The following is a 17,204-nucleotide window of genomic DNA, read 5'->3' on the forward strand; positions in this document are numbered from 1 at the left end:
TGACGTGGCCCGGATATGACAACTGGCGGCTTTCGGCATGATTGCTGCTTGTCTACAGGGATGAAGGCACTTATCGAATCGACCATGTCTGCCGTTGCCGCACCTGCCCGGTCGCTGACCGTCGTTCAGTTGATCCCGGCCCTGCGCGCGGGTGGGGCCGAGCGTTCTGCGCTGGAAGTGGCGCGTGCGCTGGCCCAGGCGGGTCATCGATCCGTGGTGATTTCGGCAGGTGGGCGCCTGGTTGGGCAGCTGCAGGCCGAGGGTAGCGAGCACATCGCCCTGGATATCGGCAGCAAGTCACTGCGCACCCTGACCCGGGTGGGGGCTTTGCGCCGCGTGCTGGCTGAACTCAAGCCGGATATCGTGCACGCCCGTTCGCGCTTGCCGGCGTGGCTGGGCTGGTGGGCACTGAAGGGGCTCACGCCCCGGCCGCATTTCGTGACCACGGTGCACGGCCTCAATTCGCCCGGCTATTACAGCGCCATCCTGCTGCGCGGCGAACGGGTGATTGCGGTATCGCAGACGCTGCGCGACTACGTGCTCAGCCACTACCACTGGCTGGAGCCTTCGCGCGTGCGGGTGATCCCGCGCGGCATCGATCCGGAAGCTTTTCCTTACGGGCATCGGCCAGACGATGCTTGGCAGAAGGCGTTCTTCGCTGAATTTCCAAAGTTGGCCGGCGCCCCGCTGCTGACCTTGCCGGCCCGCGGCACGCGCCTGAAGGGTCATCACGATGCCATCGAGCTGGTGGCCGAGCTGAGGCGCCGCGGCATCGATGCCCGTTTGTTGTTGCTCGGCGTGATCGAGCCGGGCCGCGAAGCTTACGTGACCGAGTTGCGCGAGCTGATCCGCGCCAAGGGCGTGGAGTCGCAGGTGGTGCTCACGCCGCCGCGCAACGACGTGCGCGACATCTATGCCATCTCCGCGCTGGTGTTGCAGCTGTCCAACAAGCCTGAGTCCTTTGGTCGAACCGTGGTCGAGGCGTTGTCGCTGTGCCGGCCGGTGCTTGGCTACGCGCACGGCGGCGTCGGCGAACTGCTGGCCGAGTTGTACCCGGCCGGCCGTGTCCCGGTGGGCGACCGCGAACGCCTGGTGGAACGCGCGGCCGAACTGCTGCGCGTGGCGCCGCCGATCCCGATGCTGCAGAACTACCGCCTGTCCGACATGCAACAGGCGACGCTGGCGCTGTACGACGAAATCACCACGGCGTAAGCGCCGTCCTGTAGGAGCACACCCTGTGCGCGACAAACCGGCAGGACTGCCGGTTTGCACGGCGTAAGCCGCCCGCAGGGCGAGGGCCATGGATGGCCCGAGTGAAAGCCCTGCGCCAGCAGGGCCGATGTTCAAAAAGCGCGGTCCTTGCGGACCGCTTCGCGCACAGGGTGCGCTCCTACATACAATGCCCGGGCTTCTCCATCGGATCCGCGCATGCATTCATTCGTCCCAACGCTCAAGGCCGCTCTCCGCTCGCCGCTGTTGCCATACTGGTTGGTGATCGCGCTGCTGCCGTTCGGACGCAGCGCCGAGTTGGGGACGTTCCTGTGCCTGCTGGGCACGGTGATGCTGTTGCTGCGCCACCCACGTGCGCTTAGCGAACACGTTGGCGCGCGTCTGCTGTTATGGCTGCTGGCGGCTTATATCGGCGCCGCGTTGATATCCGCTTTTGGCGCGATTGCGCCCGGCAAGAGCTGGTCCACGGTGGCGGTGCTGATGCGCTACATCCCTCTGGGACTCTATGCCTGCTTCGCGATTCGCAGGGATTCGAAGTTGCAGGCGATGTATGCGGCGGTCGCCGTGGTACTGGCGTGGTGGGTGCTGGATGCCTGGGTGCAGGCGCTCACGGGCTGGAGCCTGGGCGGACATGCCGAAGCGGAGCGCGTCTCCGGTATTTTCGGTGCAGCCAATCTGAAGTTGGGGCCGACACTGGCGGTGTTGTCGCCGTTCGCGTTGTGGTCGGCGAGGCAGCGTTGGGGGTTGCGTGGCCTGGTCATCGCGGGTTTGTTGCTGCTCGGGCCGGTATTGCTGGCTGGCTCCCGTGCGGCTTGGTTGAGCTATGCCTTAGTAGTGGCGGCGTTCGCGTGGCACGAGGCAAAGTCGCCGCGGCGTTTCTTGCTGTCTTGTGGCGCTGGTGTGCTGGTGCTGGCGGTGGCGGGCGGCGTTGCGTGGAAAACGTCCGATCGGTTCCATGCCCGCATGGATCACACCCTGGTGGCGCTGCAGGGCTCGGATCAGGCGGTGAATGCGGCGCTCAGCGGTCGTCTAGATATCTGGCGCACCAGCTTGAAGATGTTCGTCGCCCATCCGCTTAATGGTGTCGGCGTGCGTGGCTTCCGCTATGCCTACCCGCAGGTGGCGCCGGCCAATGATCATTTCGTGGTTACGGGTGAGGCCTGCGGTGAAGGCGAAGGCGCCTGCCATGCGCACCAGGTGGTGCTGGAGATACTCACGGAGACTGGCGCCATCGGTCTGATCCTGTGGCTCGTCGCCGTGGGGTTCGCGTTGTGGCATATGTGGCGTGTGGGGCCAGCAGCACGCCAGCGCGCTTTTCCTGCCAGCGTGGCGCTGGGTGTGATGTTGTTCCCGTTGAACACCCATCTGGCCTTCTATTCGGCATGGTGGGGTTTGCTGTTCGCCTGGCTGCTCGGCTTGTGGTGCGCGGCGCTGTACGTGCAGCCCGATACCAAGGGGGCAGCGACGCATGGCGCGTGAACCCTTGTCCGTGGTGGTGACCAGCTACAACAGCGCCGCCACGCTCGATGCCTGTCTGGCCAGCGTTCGTTGGGCCGATGAGATCGTCGTACTCGATTCCGGTTCCAGCGATGCCAGCTGCGCCATTGCCGCTCATTACGGTGCGCGGGTGGAGATGCAGCCGTTCGCGGGTTACAGCGCGCAGAAGCAGGCGGCGATCGATTTGGCGCATCACCGCTGGGTCTTGTTGCTGGACTCGGATGAGGCGCTGCCGGAAGGCGCCGCCGACCTACTGGGCAAGGTGCTCCAAGAGCCAGCCCACGCCGGCTATCAGCTGTGGCGGCGCGAGTGGATCTTCTGGCAATGGCAGTCGCCGCGCAGCCGGCTCAACCACTACGTACGCCTGTTCGATCGGCAGCGGGCTCGGATGAGCGCGCATGAGGTACACGAGGAAGTGCAGGTGGACGGCTCCATCGGCGTGCTGGATGTGATCCTGGATCACTATGGCGAGCGCGACATTGCCGGTCGCGTGGACAAGGCCAACCGCTACTCCAGCCTGCAGTTGGCCGATCTGGCGGGGCGCCGTAGCGGAGGTTTGCGCCTACGCATGCTGACCAATTCCACCGCTGCGTTCCTCCGCTACTACCTGTTGCGCGGCCACTATCGTTCGGGATGGGCAGGTTTCATCGCCGCGCGCATCCATGCGTTCTATGCGTTTCTCAAGTACGCCAAACTGTATGAGGCGACGCGGGCGACGGGCGGCGGAGACCGTGTGCCCGAAAGGGCGAAAAGGGACGGCTAGACGTCTTTCGTCAGGCCGCCTTCACCAGCGGCAATACGCCACCGCGCAGAGCGCTAATCAACAGCTCGCCAGCCTCGCGACGCAGCGCTTCGCGCTTGCGGAAGGCGGAACGGTGCTTGCTCTCCACCTGCATCTCATCGCGCACGGGTTCGCGGGAAGGCAAGGCAAAGAAACCATCGGACAGCGGCTCTCCCTGGCATTCCTGCCAGAAGCTGTCGTAGTCGGCCTTGATCTTGTCCTGCTCGCCAGCGAAGGGGTGCGCCAGATTGCTGACGCCACGTATCTGCTCGGTGCCCGCCACTTCCGCAAAAGCCAGCAGCAGCGAGAACAGCAGATTCTTGGGGCGCAGGCCGTGGCACTGCTTGGTCAAGTCGCGCACCGCTTCGCGTCCCAGGTCCGCTGCGGCGCCCTGCATGCATCCGATCAATAGGCTGCGTCCTTCATCGGCGATGCTGAAGATCACCGAGGACAGCAGCTGTCCCTGCGTATTGGCCAGGCACAGCGCCAGTTCGCCCTCGCGGCTGCGGCCGCTAGGGCGGCGCAGTTCGATCAGCAGCTCGCTGCCGTCTTTAAGAGCAAGAACGCCGAGCAGGTAGCGCCCGCGTAGATAGACCGCATCGACCATGGCATCGGGCAGTTGCGAGAACACGAACCGGTAGTGGTCGCGGATCACCGCCATGCGATGGGCGCGACTGAGGCGGCGGTTGATGTAATGGTGATGCCAGCGCTCCAGCAGGCGTGGATCGTGCGCGAGCATCGCGGTAAGTCGCGGCGAGCCGTACAGCGTCTTCAGCCACGCCGATTGACGCCGCGCCATGCGGGCGCAGCGGGCGAGGTACTTGAGGGCGGAGGCGAAGCGTTTCGGTAGTGAGCCGCGCCAGTCATGACGATGGCGTAGCGAGCGCAGGAATAGCCGATGGGACATAGGGGGTGTCGGGGGATGGCACGTCATGTCTTGTAAGCGATGTATCTGTCGTTTGGCTGTCATGACGCTGATGCGGAGTTCAGGATTTCAATAGATGTCGGGACTGCCCGGCGGGCGTGTCTTGAAGCGCTTGTGTACCCACAGGTACTGTTCAGGCGCTTCGCGGACCATCTGTTCGATGCTTGAGTTGACTCGGGCGGTGTCGTCCAGTGCATCGCTGCTGGGGAAATCCGCGAGCGGCGCACCAAGTCGCAAGGCGTAGCCGCTACCGTCGGCAAAGCGGCGATGAAAGAAGGGAACGACCACTGCGCCGGACACGCGGGCCAAGTGGTGGGTGGCGGTGATGGTCGCCGCGGGCACACCGAAGAACGGCACGAACACGTTGTCCTTGCTGCGCATGTCTTGATCCGGCGCGTACCACAAGGTGCCGCCGCCGCGCAGATACTTCACGGTGCCGCGGATGTCGTCCTTGTCGAACATGGCATCGGCGTAGTCGAGGCGTGCACGCAGCACGGCCCATTCGAACACGGCGGCATCCATACGGCGATACATGCCGGCGATGCGGATATGTCGCGACACCAGGCGTGCGCATAGTTCGAGATGGGAGAAGTGGCCGCCGACCAGCAGCACACCCTTGCCTTGCGCGCGCGCGGCTTCGAGGTGCTCGATACCCTCGAAGGTCACCGGCGTGCGGGCGATGGCTCGGTCGCTGCCCATCCAGCCGAGCGCGAACTCCACCATCATCAGGCCGATGTCGCGCAGGTGCGCATCTACCAGCGTTGCCTGCTCGGCCTTGGAAAGCTCCGGGAAGCAGAGGGCGATGTTCACCTCGGCCACATGCCGGCGTGCGGAAGGAAAGTGCTGGATCAGCACGCCGAGGCCACGCCCCACCGCCATCAGCAGACCGCGTGGCAGTCGCGCGATCAGGCGCAACAGGCCCACACCGATCCACGCCAACCAATGCGTGGGCGCGAGCAGGGATCGTTCGAAAGAGGGACGGGGTGCACCAGGCATGGGGTGCCGATTCTAACAAGGGGCGTTGTAACAAGGGGCGTTGTGGCACGGGCGGTTAGATCAGAGCATCCCAAGGTTCGCAGCGCCTTCACTGGCTATACTGCGGCGCTTAACCAAGGGGTCTGCACGTTGCGTTATCTCTACACCCTTGCCATGTATCTGGTCACGCCGCTGATCGTGCTGCGATTGCTCGCGCGCGGTGTCCGCTATCGCGACTATCACCGGCGCTGGCGCGAACGTTTCGGCTTCTACCAGGGCCCCCAAGTGCGCGGCAGCCTGTGGGTGCATGCGGTGTCGGTGGGCGAAGTGAATGCCGCCGAGCCGTTGATCAAGGCCTTGCGCGAGTCATATCCCCATGCACCGCTGGTGATCACCACCGTGACGCCCACGGGTTCGGAGCGGGTGCGTCAGCTGTTCGGCGACAGCGTGTTTCATGTCTATCTGCCCTACGATCTGCCGTTCGCCGTATCGCGATTCATGAAGCGCGTGCGGCCGCGGCTGGCTGTCATCGTGGAAACCGAGATCTGGCCGAATCTCTACTTCGCCTGCAAGCGTCGCGGCATCCCGTTGATGATCGTCAACGCGCGTCTGTCCGAGCGCTCCCTGCGTGGCTATCGCCCACTGCAGGGCTTGGTGCGCTCGGCGCTCGGCTGCGTGCGGCAGATCGCGGCGCAATCGCGCACCGATGCAGCGCGCTATCGGCTGCTCGGTGTCGATCCGGCGCGCATCGTGGTCAGCGGCAATATGAAATTCGACATGCCGGTGCCCTACGACGCCGCGCCGGCCGGTAAAGAACTGCGCCAGCAGTGGGGTCGTCTGCGTCCGGTATGGATCGCAGGGAGCACGCACGAGGGCGAAGAGCTGCCGGTGCTGGAAGCGCATCTGCAGGTACTCAAGCGCCTGCCCGATGCGCTGCTGCTGATCGCGCCACGCCACCCGGAGCGTTTCAAGATGGTGGAGAACTCCGTGCGCAGCCTCGGTTTCTCTGTCGCCACACGCAGCGCGGACCGCGTGCCCACGGCAGCGCATCAAGTGTTCGTGATCGACGCCATGGGCGAGCTGATGCAGTTTTACGCATCGGCCGATCTCGCCTTCGTCGGCGGCAGCCTGGTGCCCATCGGCGGGCATAACGTGCTGGAGCCTGCGGCGCTTTCCACGCCAGTGCTGGTGGGGCCGCACACGTTCAATTTCGAGGAAATCACGCTGACCCTGATCCGTGAGGGAGCGGGTGTGCGTTTGAACGGCGCCGAAGAGCTCGGCCTAAACGTGCTGCAGTTACTGCGTGACCCGCCTCGCCGCGAAGCGATGGGCGCGAAGGCAAAGATCGTGTTCGACAGCGAGCGCGGTGCCGTGCAGCGCGTGATGGCGCTGATCGACAAGCAGCTGCAGGAATGATGCAAACAAGAAGGCCGGGCGATGCCCGGCCTTCTTGTTTCGTCGCGTTGTACGCGACGCTTATTGCAGCAGCGCGTTGACCGCCTCGACATCTTTCAAGTCGATGGTGCCGGAAGCCTGCTTCAACTGCAGCTTGTTCAGAATGAACGTGTGCCGCGCCTGCGAGTAGCTGCTCTCGGCCTGGGTCAGCGTCTGAATCGAGTTGAGCACGTTGAGCATGGTCTGCGTGCCGACGTCGAAACCAGCGCGAGTCGCTTCAAGCGCCTTCTGGCCCGAGTCCACCGAGGCTTTGGCCGCCTGCACCTGCAGGATGCCGGCACCCACCGAGCGGTAGAAGTTCAACGTGTCGCGGGTGACCAGGCGGCGCTGGGATTCCAGCGCATCCTGCGCGGCATCGCGCTGGTAGATGCTCTGGCGCACGCGCGACTGGGTGGCGCCGCCGGAGAAGATCGGCACCGACAGGGTCAGGCCGGCGGTGGTGCCCAGGCGGCCGTTGCCGGGACGGTTGAAGCTGCCGTTTTCCAGCCAACTGGTGGTCTCGCCGCGGGTCACCGTGGCGTTGATGGTGGGCAGATGGCCGGCGCGCGCGGCGCTGATACTGTGCTCGTTCGCTTCCACGGTGTACTGCTGCGACAGCACATTGGGGTTGTTCTTCAGCGCTTCCTGCACCCAGGTGTTCGGGTCGTCCGGCGAGGGCCCTTCCATCGGCAGGTCTTCGCGCAGCTTCTTCAATTCGCCGGTCGGCTTGCCGGTGATCTGGGTCAGCGCTTCGCGGGAATCGTTCAGCGTGTTCTGAGCGGCGATGGTTTGCGCCTTGGCCAGTTCGTAGTACGACTTGGCTTGGTACACGTCGGTGACGGCGGAGAGGCCGACCTTGAAACGCTGGTCCGCCTGCTCGTAGGACTGCTTGAAGGCGTCCTCGTTGGCTTTGGCGTAGGTCAGTGAATCCTGCGAGGTGAGCACGCCAAAGTAGGCTTGGGTGACGCGGACGTACAACGCCTGCAGCGCTGCCTGATACAGCTCATCCTCCGCGCTCGACTGCGAACGCGCGGTCTTCAGGCTGGCCCACTTGCTGAGGTCGACCACACTCTGGTTGAGCGTGGCCGAGACGTCGCGGCTACGCGAATGGCCGCCGCCGTTCGCCGCGCTGGCGAGACTGTTGTTGCCGCTGGACTGGCTGAAAGTCAGGCCGGCGTTGAGCTGTGGCAGCAACAGCGCACGCGCCTGAGTCACGCCTTCACCGGTGGACAGACGGCTAGCATCCGCCTGCGACAGCACCGGATCGTTGGCGCGTGCTTCTCGGTATGCATCCAGCAAATCCTCGCTGTGGCCGGACAACGGGAGTGCCGTCAGGGCCAGGGCCAGGGTCAGAAGCTTCAAGCGCATGGGTTGCCTCATGGGGTGTGAATCGGGGTCAAAAAACGAATCGGCGTGGCGGCTCGGCGTGAGCCAGATAGGGCAGGTCGGTTTCGAGGATGCTTTCCTCACGATAACGGCCTTCGCCTTCATGTGTCAGCAACACCAGCTGCTGCGCCGGTGACTCGCCGCGCACCGCCAGCAGGCGGCCGCCCGGCTTGAGCCAGCCGAGAAAACGTGGGGGAATCGCATGCACGGCGCCAGTCACTACCAGCACGTCGAACAGGCTGGCCGGCTGCCAACCGTTGACGGCTTCGCCCACTTCCAGCTTCACGTTGGCGACGCCGGCCTGCGTAAGGCGTTGGCCGGCGGCAGCGATGAAGTCGGCATGGATATCCACGCTGGTGACATGTGCCGACAGGCCGGCCAGGCAGGCGGTGAGGAAGCCCGAGCCGGTGCCGATCTCCAGCACCTGTTCGGTTCCGCCGAGTTCGAGCGCCTGCAATACGCGGCCCTCGAGCACCGGCTTCATCATCACCTCGTCGTGGCCGAGCGGCAGGCTCACGTCGGCGAAGGCCAGCTGGCGATGTTCGGGAGCGACGAAATCTTCGCGGCGCACGCGGCCGAGCACGTCGAGAACGCGACCGTCCAGCACCTCCCAGGGGCGCACCTGGTTTTCCACCATGTTTTGCCGCGCCTGTTCGAAGTTCATCGCCATCTCAGCCTACGTCCCGTGCAAATCGAAAAAGGTCAAAAAGGATAAGCGCTTAGGCCTGTTCCGACAATGTGCAAAGCCTGGGGGTTGCCTGCTTACGTACGAAGTGCCGGAAGTCATCGCGCCGAGCTGACGGAAGTCATGCGTGGCGCGGTGTCCGCGGACACTACGCACTCCATCGACGACCTTGAGTCTGCGTGCCGGCAATACCCATGGGCAGGTGCGCGAGCGCGTTCTCCATGGCCTGGTACAGCGACGCATCCAGGCGCCGGATGCGGCCGTGGGGCGTCTGCTGCTGGCGACTCTGCGCTGCCACCGCGAGCCAAGCCAGCCAGCGCGCCAGCTGATGCCGCTCCGGCGCATTCAATGCAGCCAGGGTGGCCCGGGTCGCGAAAGTGCGGCGGCGGGCAACGGCATGGCCCTGTTCCAACCAGGCGGCCAGCGTGCGCTGGGCGTGGCGATAAGGGCCGCTGAGGGTGAGTTCTGCGATAGTAGAGGTCATGGATGGCCGTTCAGCACGGCGGTGGAAAATAAGTAAACCGACGCGTATAATAAACCCCGGTTATTCCTTTGTGAAGGTGTAGGCATGAGCACGATCCCGCAAACCAAGCCCCAGGGTCCCGGTCGCCCGAAGGACATGGAGAAGCGTGCGGCGATCCTGGAGGCCGCCAAGGCCCTGTTCATCCGCAACGCTTTCGCCGGTACCAGCATGGACGCCGTGGCCGCCGAGGCCGGTGTTTCCAAACTAACCGTCTACAGCCACTTCGGCGACAAGGACAACCTGTTTCGCGAAGTCATCCGCGCGCGTGTCCAGGACCTGTTGCCCGAAGAAACCTACCAGTACGACCCGCAAGTCGATATCGCCGATGTCCTGATGAACATCGCCATCACCCATGCCCATATCGACTGCGATCCGCAGAATGTCGGCACCTTCCGCGCCATCCTCAGCGACTGCCGCCAGGGCAACCCCCGCTACGGCAAACTGCTGTGGGAGGAGGGCCCCACCCGTACGCACAAGCTGCTGGAGCGCCTGCTGCAGCAGGCGGTTGACCACGGCAAGCTGGATATCGAGAACGTACCCCAGGCCAGCGTGCAGTTCTTCGCGCTGATCAAAGGCGACTTGGTGCTGCGCCGCATGTTCGGCTGCGATGGCTGCCAGGACGCCTTTGCCAACGAAATGGAAGCCAACGCCCGCGCCGGCGTGGCCACCTTCCTGCGCGCCTATCTCCCGCGCTGAACGACCGTCCGGAGGGCGTACTCGCCCGTATCCGGCGTTTCGTGCTTGAATACCCGCTTCTGGAAGCGGGGGTGCCGACCACAGTCGGCTGAGAGAGTCCCTTCGAACCTGATCCGGTTAGCACCGGTGTAGGGAGCTTCGCCGCACGAACCCAGCCCTTCGTGCGTCCGGCGCCGTCGCTTCGTCCCCTGCCTCTCGAAGGACGTAACGCCGATGAATGCCCAGCCCTCCGATCTCGCGCGCGCCGCGCAGGAACTCTCCGAGGCCGTGACCCGGCCGATTCCCGGTTCGCACAAGATCTATGTGCAAGGCAGCCGCCCCGATCTGAAAGTGCCGTTGCGCGAGATCGCCCAGGCGCAGACGCCGACCTTGTTCGGCGGCGAGACCAATCCGTCGATCACCGTTTACGACACCTCCGGCCCCTATACCGACCCGAACTATCGCGTCGATCTGGCCGCCGGCCTGCCGGCGCTGCGTGCGGCGTGGATCGCCGAGCGCGGCGACGTGGAACGCCTGTCCGGTCTGAGTTCCGCCTTCGGGCGCGAGCGCGCCGTCGATGCCAAGCTCGACCCCGTCCGCTTCAGCCATCACCTGCGCGCACCGCTGCGGGCCAAGGCCGGCGCCAATGTCACTCAGATGCATTACGCGCGCCGCGGCATCGTGACGCCGGAAATGGAATACATCGCGATCCGCGAAAACCAGCGTATCGAGGCGCTGGCCGACAGCGCACTGCGCACCCAGCATCCGGGCCAGTCCTTCGGAGCGGCCTTGCCGAAGTTGATCACGCCGGAATTCGTGCGCGACGAAGTTGCCCGCGGCCGCGCCATCATCCCGGCCAACATCAACCATCCGGAAAGCGAGCCGATGATCATCGGCCGCAACTTCCTCACCAAGATCAACGCCAACATCGGCAACAGCGCCGTGTCGTCGGGCATCGCCGAGGAAGTGGAGAAGCTGGTGTGGTCGATCCGCTGGGGCGCGGATAACGTGATGGATCTGTCCACCGGCAAGCACATCCACGAGACGCGCGAGTGGATCATCCGCAACTCGCCCGTACCGATCGGCACCGTGCCGATCTATCAGGCGCTAGAGAAAGTCGGTGGCGTGGCCGAAGATCTGACGTGGGAGTTGTACCGCGACACGCTGATCGAGCAAGCCGAGCAGGGCGTGGACTACTTCACCATCCATGCTGGCGTATTGCTGCGCTTCGTGCCGCTCACTGCCAAGCGCGTTACCGGCATCGTCTCGCGCGGCGGTTCGATCATGGCCAAGTGGTGCCTGGCGCATCACAAAGAGAATTTCCTCTACACGCACTTCGAAGACATCTGCGAGATCATGAAGGCGTATGACGTGTCCTTCAGCCTCGGCGACGGTCTGCGTCCCGGCTGCATCGCTGACGCGAACGACGCCGCGCAGTTCGGCGAGCTGGACACGCTGGGCGAGCTGACCCAGATCGCGTGGAAGCACGACGTGCAGACCATGATCGAAGGCCCCGGCCATGTGCCCATGCATCTCATCAAGGAGAACATGGATCGCCAGTTGGAGAAGTGCCACGAGGCGCCGTTCTATACCTTGGGGCCGCTGACCACCGACATCGCGCCGGGCTACGACCACATCACCTCCGCCATCGGCGCGGCGATGATCGGCTGGTTCGGCACGGCCATGCTTTGCTACGTCACGCCGAAGGAACACCTGGGCCTGCCGAACAAGCAGGACGTCCGCGACGGCATCATCGCCTACAAGATCGCCGCCCACGCCGCGGATCTGGCCAAGGGCCACCCCGGTGCGCAGGTGCGCGACAATGCACTGAGCAAGGCGCGTTTCGAATTCCGCTGGGACGACCAGTTCAACCTCGGCCTCGATCCGGAGAAGGCCAAGGAATTCCACGACGAGACCTTGCCCAAGGACGCGCACAAGTCCGCGCATTTCTGTTCGATGTGTGGCCCCAAATTCTGCTCGATGAAGATTACCCAGGACGTGCGCGACTACGCCGCCGAGCACGGCACGGACGAAATCACCGCGCTGGATGAGGGCATGGCCGAAAAGGCGGCCGAGTTCCGTGAGCAGGGCGCCGAGGTCTACCACCGCGCCTGATCCTGGCCGGACGTCGACCCTCAAGCCGCGCATGCCCTCGCATGCGCGGCTCCGGGTAGCGTTCTGCAAGCTTGACGCAAGCTGTTAGGCGCGGGTCATCCCGCGTTACCTTTGGTGCGTTGTAATGAGATCGACGCTCGAGGAAACCCACCTGATGCAAGCAAAGGACTCCCCTGCCAGGCCGAGCCATGGCCTGCTGCGCGTAGTGCTGGTGTTGCTGGCACTGCCGCTGCTGCTGGTCAGCTTGGCTACATGGTTGTGGGACAAGGAGCCGGTGCTGCTGGATCCGGCGGCTCCCTCGCGTACCGAGCAGACGGCGATGAAGCGGCCCGTCACGCCGGGGGCGGCCACCACCGTGAGCCTGATCCGTTCGGTGCAGGCGCTGGTGGAAAAGCACGCGGGCCATCCCGCCAAGGGCCACCGTCATCCATCCGACGCGTCGATGGACAGCACGCCGGGCTGGGAGCGGGGTTCTCTCATGGCTTCGCGGGATCTGCTGCACGTCCTGCGCAGCGAGTTTGGCCGTCCGCAGGCTCCGCTGATCGAGGACAAGGACCTGGCCGATGCCGACGTGCTGCTCTCCGGACACAGCAGCCGCTGGTCGCTGCGCAATCCCGAGAGCCAGTATCGCAAGGTGGCCTATCACCTGCAGGGCTACCTGGATCGCCTCACCGACGACGATCCGGACAACGCGCATTTCTACGCAAGCGCCAGCCATCTGGCCGACTATCTGCAAGTGGCTTCCACGCGGCTGGATGCGCTCGCGCAACGCCTGACGTCCGGCGTGACGCAACCGCGCCCCGGCGAGTTCTCGCCTCCGCATTGGCCGGTCATGGCTTTTGCACAGACCTTACACAAGGGCGGTCCGCCGCCGTGGCGCCGTAACGACGACACGTTCTTCGAGGCGCGTGGCTACACCTCGGCGCTGCTGCTGCAGATGAAAGCCTTTCAGCATGACTTCGCGTCTGTGCTGAAAGACCCGGGCGCCCAAGCCAACCTGCAACTGGCGATTCAGGAGCTGGAAGCCGTGCAGCAATCGCCCGCCCATCCGCTGGCGCTCAACGGCGCGCCCTCCATCCGCTTCCCCGATCACGCGCTGGCGATGGCTGGCTACGTATCTCGCGTCAGCTCGGCAGTGAGCGAATTGCGCGACCAGTTGCGTGGCGGCTAACGGTTCTACTTTTCCGGCTTCATGGCTTCGGCCAACTCGTTGAGAAAACCAGGTGTCTGTGGAGTCCGGGCGTAGCATCGGATCGTTGTGAATGGATCAGTGTGGAAGCGACACCTGCCCATCGATAACGAAAGCCGCCTTTGCGCCCACCGTGCCCGGTTGTCCTCCGCCCATGAAAAGCGCGTAGCGTCCAGCCTTGATCGAACGCTTGCCGTCGGTATCGACCTCACTGAGTTGGCGCGGCGCCACCTCGAAATGCAGCGTCTGGGTTTGTCCCGCCTTGAAGCTCACGCGCCGAAAACCGACCAGCGTATGGCGTGGCGTTTCGGGTGAGGCATCCAGTGCGGTGAGGTAGAGCTGCACCACTTCGTCGCCATCGCGCCCGCCGACGTTGGTGACGTCCACATCGGCAGAAAGCCCTTGCCCGGCGGCTATTTGCTCAGAAGACAGGTGTGGTTTTGCATAGGTGAAGCGCGTGTAGCTCAAGCCATCGCCAAAGGCGAATAACGGCTTGCCTTTGAAGTAGCGATAGGTGCGGCCTTGCATGTCGTAGTTGGCGAACGCCGGCAGATCCTGTGTCGAGTTGTAGAACGTTACCGGCAACCGGCCCGCCGGATTGAAGCGGCCACTGAGCGTATCGGCGATGGCGGTGCCGCCTTCTTCGCCGGGATACCATGCCACAATGATCGCGTCGGCATGTTGTTTGGCCCACTGCATAGCGACCGCACTGCCGCTCATCAGTACGACGACCAGGGGCTTGCCGCTATCGGCAGCCGTTTCTAGCAAACGCTGCTGGGGCGCGGGCAGGCCGAGGTCCGTGCGGTCGCCGCCCGAAAAACCGGGAACGGTCACTTTCAGTTCCTCGCCTTCCAGCTCCGGCGACAGGCCGACAAAGGCAACGATCGCATCCGATCGATCGATCGCGGCCTTCGCTTCGCGCAACTGGGCAGCAGCCGGGGCAATCCATTGCAGGCGCACGCCTTGATCCAGCCCGGTATGGCGTAGCTCAAGACGTACCGTTCGAGGCCGCGTGTCGTCAAAGTGCATGGGGATGATGAGGTCGGGCTCATCGCCGGCATCATCGATCAGCAAGGTGCCATCGACATAAAGCTTCACTGGATCGTGCGCTCGGCAATCGAAACAGCGATCGACATGCACGCTCAGTGTGTAATCGCCCGCGCCCGGTGGCAGCAACTCGCCGCTCCAGCGCACGGCATAGCGGTTGGCATCCAGGCCTTTGGCTGGTGCCACCGTATTCCAGTCGAAATCGATGCGCCGATCGATACGAGTGAGTCGCGCGGTGCCCGGAAAATCGGCAGCATCGAAATACTCGCCCTTCAATCCGGCATCGGAGTTCGCGCCACCTACTCGCAGCGCCGTGGTCGGAATCGGCACCGCCACGCCAGGAGCAAGCGTCGCGCCCTGCGCGTAGGCGATGTGTGCCGCGCCAAAGCGCGCGACAAGGCCAGCCAGTGGCGTCACCGGGTCGACCGCGGTGCCGTGATAGTTGGCCTCCAGAACGTTCAGCGCATCGGCATTGGGGCCGATCACCGCCAGGCGCGCACCGGTCTTGAACGGCAAGGTTTGATGCTCGTTCTTGAGCAGCACTATGGATTCCTGCGCGGCGCGCAGAGCCACGGCGCGATGGGCCGGCGAGGCGATGTTCTGCGCACCGATAGGGGCGTAGGGGTCCTTTGCCGGATCGAACAAACCGAGCCGGTAGCGCGCAGCAAACAGCCGGCGCGCCGCGATATCCATCTTGTCCACGCTGACCTGGCCGTTGCGCACGGCCTGGCCCAGGCTGGCATAGGCCTGGCCGCAGTCGAGATCGGTACCCGCAGTCAACGCAGCCGCGGAAGAGGCGGCATTGTCGGCGGCGGCATGGTGAAACTGCGTCATGTCATCGACGGCATCGCAGTCGGAAACCACATAGCCGGCGAATTGCCAATCGCGCCTGAGCCGTTCCGCCAGCAGGGCCGGCGAAGCGCAGGCCGGCGTTCCCTGCACGGCGTTATAGGCGCACATCACCGAGGCGGCATGCCCTTCGGTGATCGCCATGCGGAAGGCCGGCAGATAGGTATCTTCCAGATCGTGCGGCGAGGCATCCACGTTAAATCCGTGGCGCCCTTGCTCCGGCCCGCTATGCACGGCGAAGTGCTTCACCGTCGCGATGGTCTTCAGCACCTGCGGATCGTCGCCCTGCAAACCGTGCACGAAGCGAGTCGCCAGGCTGCCGGTCAAGAAGGGGTCTTCACCATACGTTTCCTGGCCTCTTCCCCAGCGTGGGTCGCGGAAGATATTGATGTTAGGCGACCAGATCGTCAGTCCCTGATAGCGACCGTGATCGCCCTTGCCGACGGCGTTGTATTTGGCGCGAGCCTCGGTGGCGACGACATCGCCGACCTGCTGCAGTAGTTCGCCGTCCCAACTGGCCGACAGGCCGATCGCCTGCGGAAAGACCGTGGCATACCCATTGCGGGCGATGCCGTGCAGGCCCTCACTCCACCAGTCATAGGCAGGGATGCCCAGGCGTGAGATAGCCGGCGCGGCGTTCTGCAGCTGAGCGATCTTCTCGTCTAGGGTCATGCGAGCAACCAGCTGCTGCGCGCGTTGCTCGACGCTATCAGTGTTCGCGGTTTGGCCTGGGGCGGCATACCCCAACGAGACATACCCTGACAGAAACAGGTAGGTCGCGAACGCAAGGGGTCTATGCGCACGTGTGCGCGAATTCGCAGGAGCCCGTCGACGACGCGGACAAGGGATAGGTATCACGGTACGAGTTCCTCCATGTGCGGCGATGGCCGGTGCCGGCGGGGCAACAGCAGCCAGTGTGCCATGGCGATGGCATTGCATTGGAAAAAAAGGCACCGTATGTCGTAGAAGACTCCGTGTGTTTGGAACTTGAGAGCATGTCCCCCACGCTGCAAACGTTGATCGAGACGATCGAGCAAGACCGCTCGCTAAGCGAGCCTGCACAACTGCGGAGGCGTATCGATGCGCTGGATCGCCTGGACGCCTATCTCATGGACGGACCCATGCAAGTTCATGGCGCCTCCAGTACGGTCCTGCATGTTCGTGCGGAGCAGGTTCGCGCCCGGCTGGAGTCCATCAACACCGAACTCTATGCATCCATCCGCCGCGAGATCCAGCAAGGCACGAATGGTCTGCTGCCGTGGGTTCGCATCGACGAGGCATGCTCAAAGGGCGATAGCTACGACTATCTCGACGAACTGGTCAGCGGCGTACTGGCGTTCGACCCACCGGACGAAAGCATTGCCGAACTGCCGGACGAGATGGTGTTCTACCAGCCCACCCCGGCCCGCCACATCTTCGACATGATCGACCGTGCCTCACTCACAGAGGACGATGTACTTATCGACCTCGGTTCGGGGCTGGGCCATGTGCCTCTACTGACCTCCATCTGCACCGGCGCGCGCAGCGTGGGCATCGAGCTGGAAGCGGCCTATGTCACTGGCGCAAGGCTCTGCGCCCAAGCGCTCCATCTTGGCAGCGTGACGTTTGTGCAGCAGGACGCGCGCGAGGCAGACTTGTCTATCGGCACGGTCTTCTACCTCTACACACCCTTTATCGGTTCGGTGATGCGCAGGGTGCTGGACACGCTGCGTCGCGAAGCCGCCAAGCGCGAAATTCGCGTGTGCACCTTTGGCCCATGCACGCCGATCGTTGCTGAAGAGCCATGGCTAAGAAGTATCGATGCGCCCACGGTCGATCGAACCATCGTATTCACTTCCGGAGGGCACATTCCGTAGTCAGCATGATCATGATGAGAAGTGCGAGCTTCGCCAT

General features: G+C 64.1%; 14 protein-coding genes and 1 riboswitch. Of the genes, 8 read left to right on the forward strand and 6 right to left on the reverse strand.

What is annotated here, in order from left to right; all coding sequences use genetic code 11:
• Positions 1–84: 84 nt before the first annotated feature.
• The 3 genes from OUZ45_RS18970 to OUZ45_RS18980 all read left to right on the forward strand — a co-directional run bounded on the left by OUZ45_RS18970 (position 85) and on the right by OUZ45_RS18980 (position 3,490).
• A complete protein-coding gene (locus OUZ45_RS18970) occupies positions 85–1,212 on the forward strand; it encodes a glycosyltransferase (protein WP_266171888.1) in 1,128 nt (375 codons plus the stop codon).
• 216 nt (positions 1,213–1,428) lie between these two features.
• Positions 1,429–2,709, forward strand: a complete 1,281-nt coding sequence (locus OUZ45_RS18975; RefSeq protein ID WP_266171889.1) for an O-antigen ligase family protein — start codon at positions 1,429–1,431, stop codon at positions 2,707–2,709.
• Positions 2,699–3,490: a glycosyltransferase family 2 protein gene (locus OUZ45_RS18980; protein WP_266171890.1), complete on the forward strand. Its 792-nt coding sequence runs from the start codon at positions 2,699–2,701 to the stop codon at positions 3,488–3,490. Before OUZ45_RS18975 ends, OUZ45_RS18980 begins: the two co-directional genes overlap by 11 nt.
• Positions 3,491–3,500: 10 nt before the next feature.
• Here the strand turns inward: OUZ45_RS18980 and OUZ45_RS18985 are convergent, their stop codons facing one another.
• Together OUZ45_RS18985 and lpxL are read right to left on the reverse strand one after the other, a co-directional pair.
• Positions 3,501–4,415 (reverse strand): VirK/YbjX family protein, encoded by a 915-nt coding sequence (locus OUZ45_RS18985; RefSeq protein WP_266171891.1) that lies wholly within the window; start codon positions 4,413–4,415, stop codon positions 3,501–3,503.
• 87 nt (positions 4,416–4,502) lie between these two features.
• On the reverse strand, positions 4,503–5,429 hold the full coding sequence (lpxL, locus tag OUZ45_RS18990) for an LpxL/LpxP family Kdo(2)-lipid IV(A) lauroyl/palmitoleoyl acyltransferase (RefSeq protein ID WP_266171892.1): 927 nt from the start codon (positions 5,427–5,429) through the stop codon (positions 4,503–4,505).
• Positions 5,430–5,558: 129 nt separating this feature from the next.
• On the opposite strand from lpxL, the gene waaA reads away from it, so the two are divergent.
• Complete coding sequence (gene waaA, locus OUZ45_RS18995) at positions 5,559–6,824, forward strand: lipid IV(A) 3-deoxy-D-manno-octulosonic acid transferase (protein ID WP_266171893.1); 1,266 nt, start codon at positions 5,559–5,561, stop codon at positions 6,822–6,824.
• A gap of 60 nt (positions 6,825–6,884) precedes the next feature.
• Here waaA and OUZ45_RS19000 read toward each other — a convergent pair whose 3' ends face one another.
• The 3 genes from OUZ45_RS19000 to OUZ45_RS19010 form a co-directional block, all read right to left on the reverse strand.
• Entirely contained in the window at positions 6,885–8,210 is a 1,326-nt protein-coding gene (locus tag OUZ45_RS19000; RefSeq protein ID WP_266171894.1) for a TolC family outer membrane protein, read from the reverse strand.
• A gap of 28 nt (positions 8,211–8,238) precedes the next feature.
• Positions 8,239–8,898, reverse strand: coding sequence for a protein-L-isoaspartate O-methyltransferase family protein (locus OUZ45_RS19005; RefSeq protein WP_266171895.1), 660 nt, complete (start codon positions 8,896–8,898; stop codon positions 8,239–8,241).
• A 163-nt stretch (positions 8,899–9,061) separates the two neighbouring features.
• Complete coding sequence (locus tag OUZ45_RS19010; protein ID WP_266171896.1) at positions 9,062–9,397, reverse strand: hypothetical protein; 336 nt, start codon at positions 9,395–9,397, stop codon at positions 9,062–9,064.
• A gap of 84 nt (positions 9,398–9,481) precedes the next feature.
• Between OUZ45_RS19010 and OUZ45_RS19015 the strand changes: the two genes are divergently transcribed.
• The 3 genes from OUZ45_RS19015 (at position 9,482) to OUZ45_RS19025 (ending at position 13,397) form a co-directional block, all read left to right on the forward strand.
• Entirely contained in the window at positions 9,482–10,132 is a 651-nt protein-coding gene (locus OUZ45_RS19015; RefSeq protein ID WP_266171897.1) for a TetR/AcrR family transcriptional regulator, read from the forward strand.
• A gap of 57 nt (positions 10,133–10,189) precedes the next feature.
• A riboswitch (TPP riboswitch) is annotated at positions 10,190–10,284 on the forward strand.
• A 61-nt stretch (positions 10,285–10,345) separates the two neighbouring features.
• Positions 10,346–12,226, forward strand: a complete 1,881-nt coding sequence (gene thiC / locus OUZ45_RS19020) for a phosphomethylpyrimidine synthase ThiC (RefSeq protein WP_266171898.1) — start codon at positions 10,346–10,348, stop codon at positions 12,224–12,226.
• Positions 12,227–12,380: 154 nt separating this feature from the next.
• On the forward strand, positions 12,381–13,397 hold the full coding sequence (locus OUZ45_RS19025; RefSeq protein ID WP_266171899.1) for a DUF2333 family protein: 1,017 nt from the start codon (positions 12,381–12,383) through the stop codon (positions 13,395–13,397).
• A gap of 96 nt (positions 13,398–13,493) precedes the next feature.
• On the opposite strand, the gene OUZ45_RS19030 is transcribed toward OUZ45_RS19025, so the two are convergent.
• Positions 13,494–16,082 carry a glycoside hydrolase family 3 C-terminal domain-containing protein gene (locus OUZ45_RS19030; RefSeq protein WP_425601720.1) on the reverse strand — a complete coding sequence of 863 codons (2,589 nt, stop codon included), beginning with the start codon at positions 16,080–16,082 and terminating at the stop codon, positions 13,494–13,496.
• 224 nt (positions 16,083–16,306) lie between these two features.
• Here OUZ45_RS19030 and OUZ45_RS19035 point away from each other — a divergent pair, with 224 nt between their 5' ends.
• Positions 16,307–17,167, forward strand: coding sequence for a class I SAM-dependent methyltransferase (locus OUZ45_RS19035; RefSeq protein ID WP_266171900.1), 861 nt, complete (start codon positions 16,307–16,309; stop codon positions 17,165–17,167).
• Positions 17,168–17,204 lie beyond the last annotated feature (37 nt).

The organism is Dyella subtropica (genome assembly GCF_026283965.1).
GTDB lineage: Bacteria > Pseudomonadota > Gammaproteobacteria > Xanthomonadales > Rhodanobacteraceae > Dyella_D > Dyella_D subtropica.

Bases quoted from the DNA above. Each gene is read 5' to 3' on its own strand.
- OUZ45_RS18970 (WP_266171888.1), top strand. From the start codon at position 85: ATGTCTGCCGTTGCCGCACCTGCCCGGTCGCTGACCGTCGTTCAGTTG.
- OUZ45_RS18975 (WP_266171889.1), top strand. From the start codon at position 1,429: ATGCATTCATTCGTCCCAACGCTCAAGGCCGCTCTCCGCTCGCCGCTG.
- OUZ45_RS18980 (WP_266171890.1), top strand. From the start codon at position 2,699: ATGGCGCGTGAACCCTTGTCCGTGGTGGTGACCAGCTACAACAGCGCC.
- OUZ45_RS18985 (WP_266171891.1), bottom strand. From the start codon at position 4,415: ATGTCCCATCGGCTATTCCTGCGCTCGCTACGCCATCGTCATGACTGG.
- lpxL (WP_266171892.1), bottom strand. From the start codon at position 5,429: ATGCCTGGTGCACCCCGTCCCTCTTTCGAACGATCCCTGCTCGCGCCC.
- OUZ45_RS19000 (WP_266171894.1), bottom strand. From the start codon at position 8,210: ATGCGCTTGAAGCTTCTGACCCTGGCCCTGGCCCTGACGGCACTCCCG.
- OUZ45_RS19005 (WP_266171895.1), bottom strand. From the start codon at position 8,898: ATGGCGATGAACTTCGAACAGGCGCGGCAAAACATGGTGGAAAACCAG.
- OUZ45_RS19010 (WP_266171896.1), bottom strand. From the start codon at position 9,397: ATGACCTCTACTATCGCAGAACTCACCCTCAGCGGCCCTTATCGCCAC.
- OUZ45_RS19015 (WP_266171897.1), top strand. From the start codon at position 9,482: ATGAGCACGATCCCGCAAACCAAGCCCCAGGGTCCCGGTCGCCCGAAG.
- thiC (WP_266171898.1), top strand. From the start codon at position 10,346: ATGAATGCCCAGCCCTCCGATCTCGCGCGCGCCGCGCAGGAACTCTCC.
- OUZ45_RS19025 (WP_266171899.1), top strand. From the start codon at position 12,381: ATGCAAGCAAAGGACTCCCCTGCCAGGCCGAGCCATGGCCTGCTGCGC.
- OUZ45_RS19035 (WP_266171900.1), top strand. From the start codon at position 16,307: ATGTCCCCCACGCTGCAAACGTTGATCGAGACGATCGAGCAAGACCGC.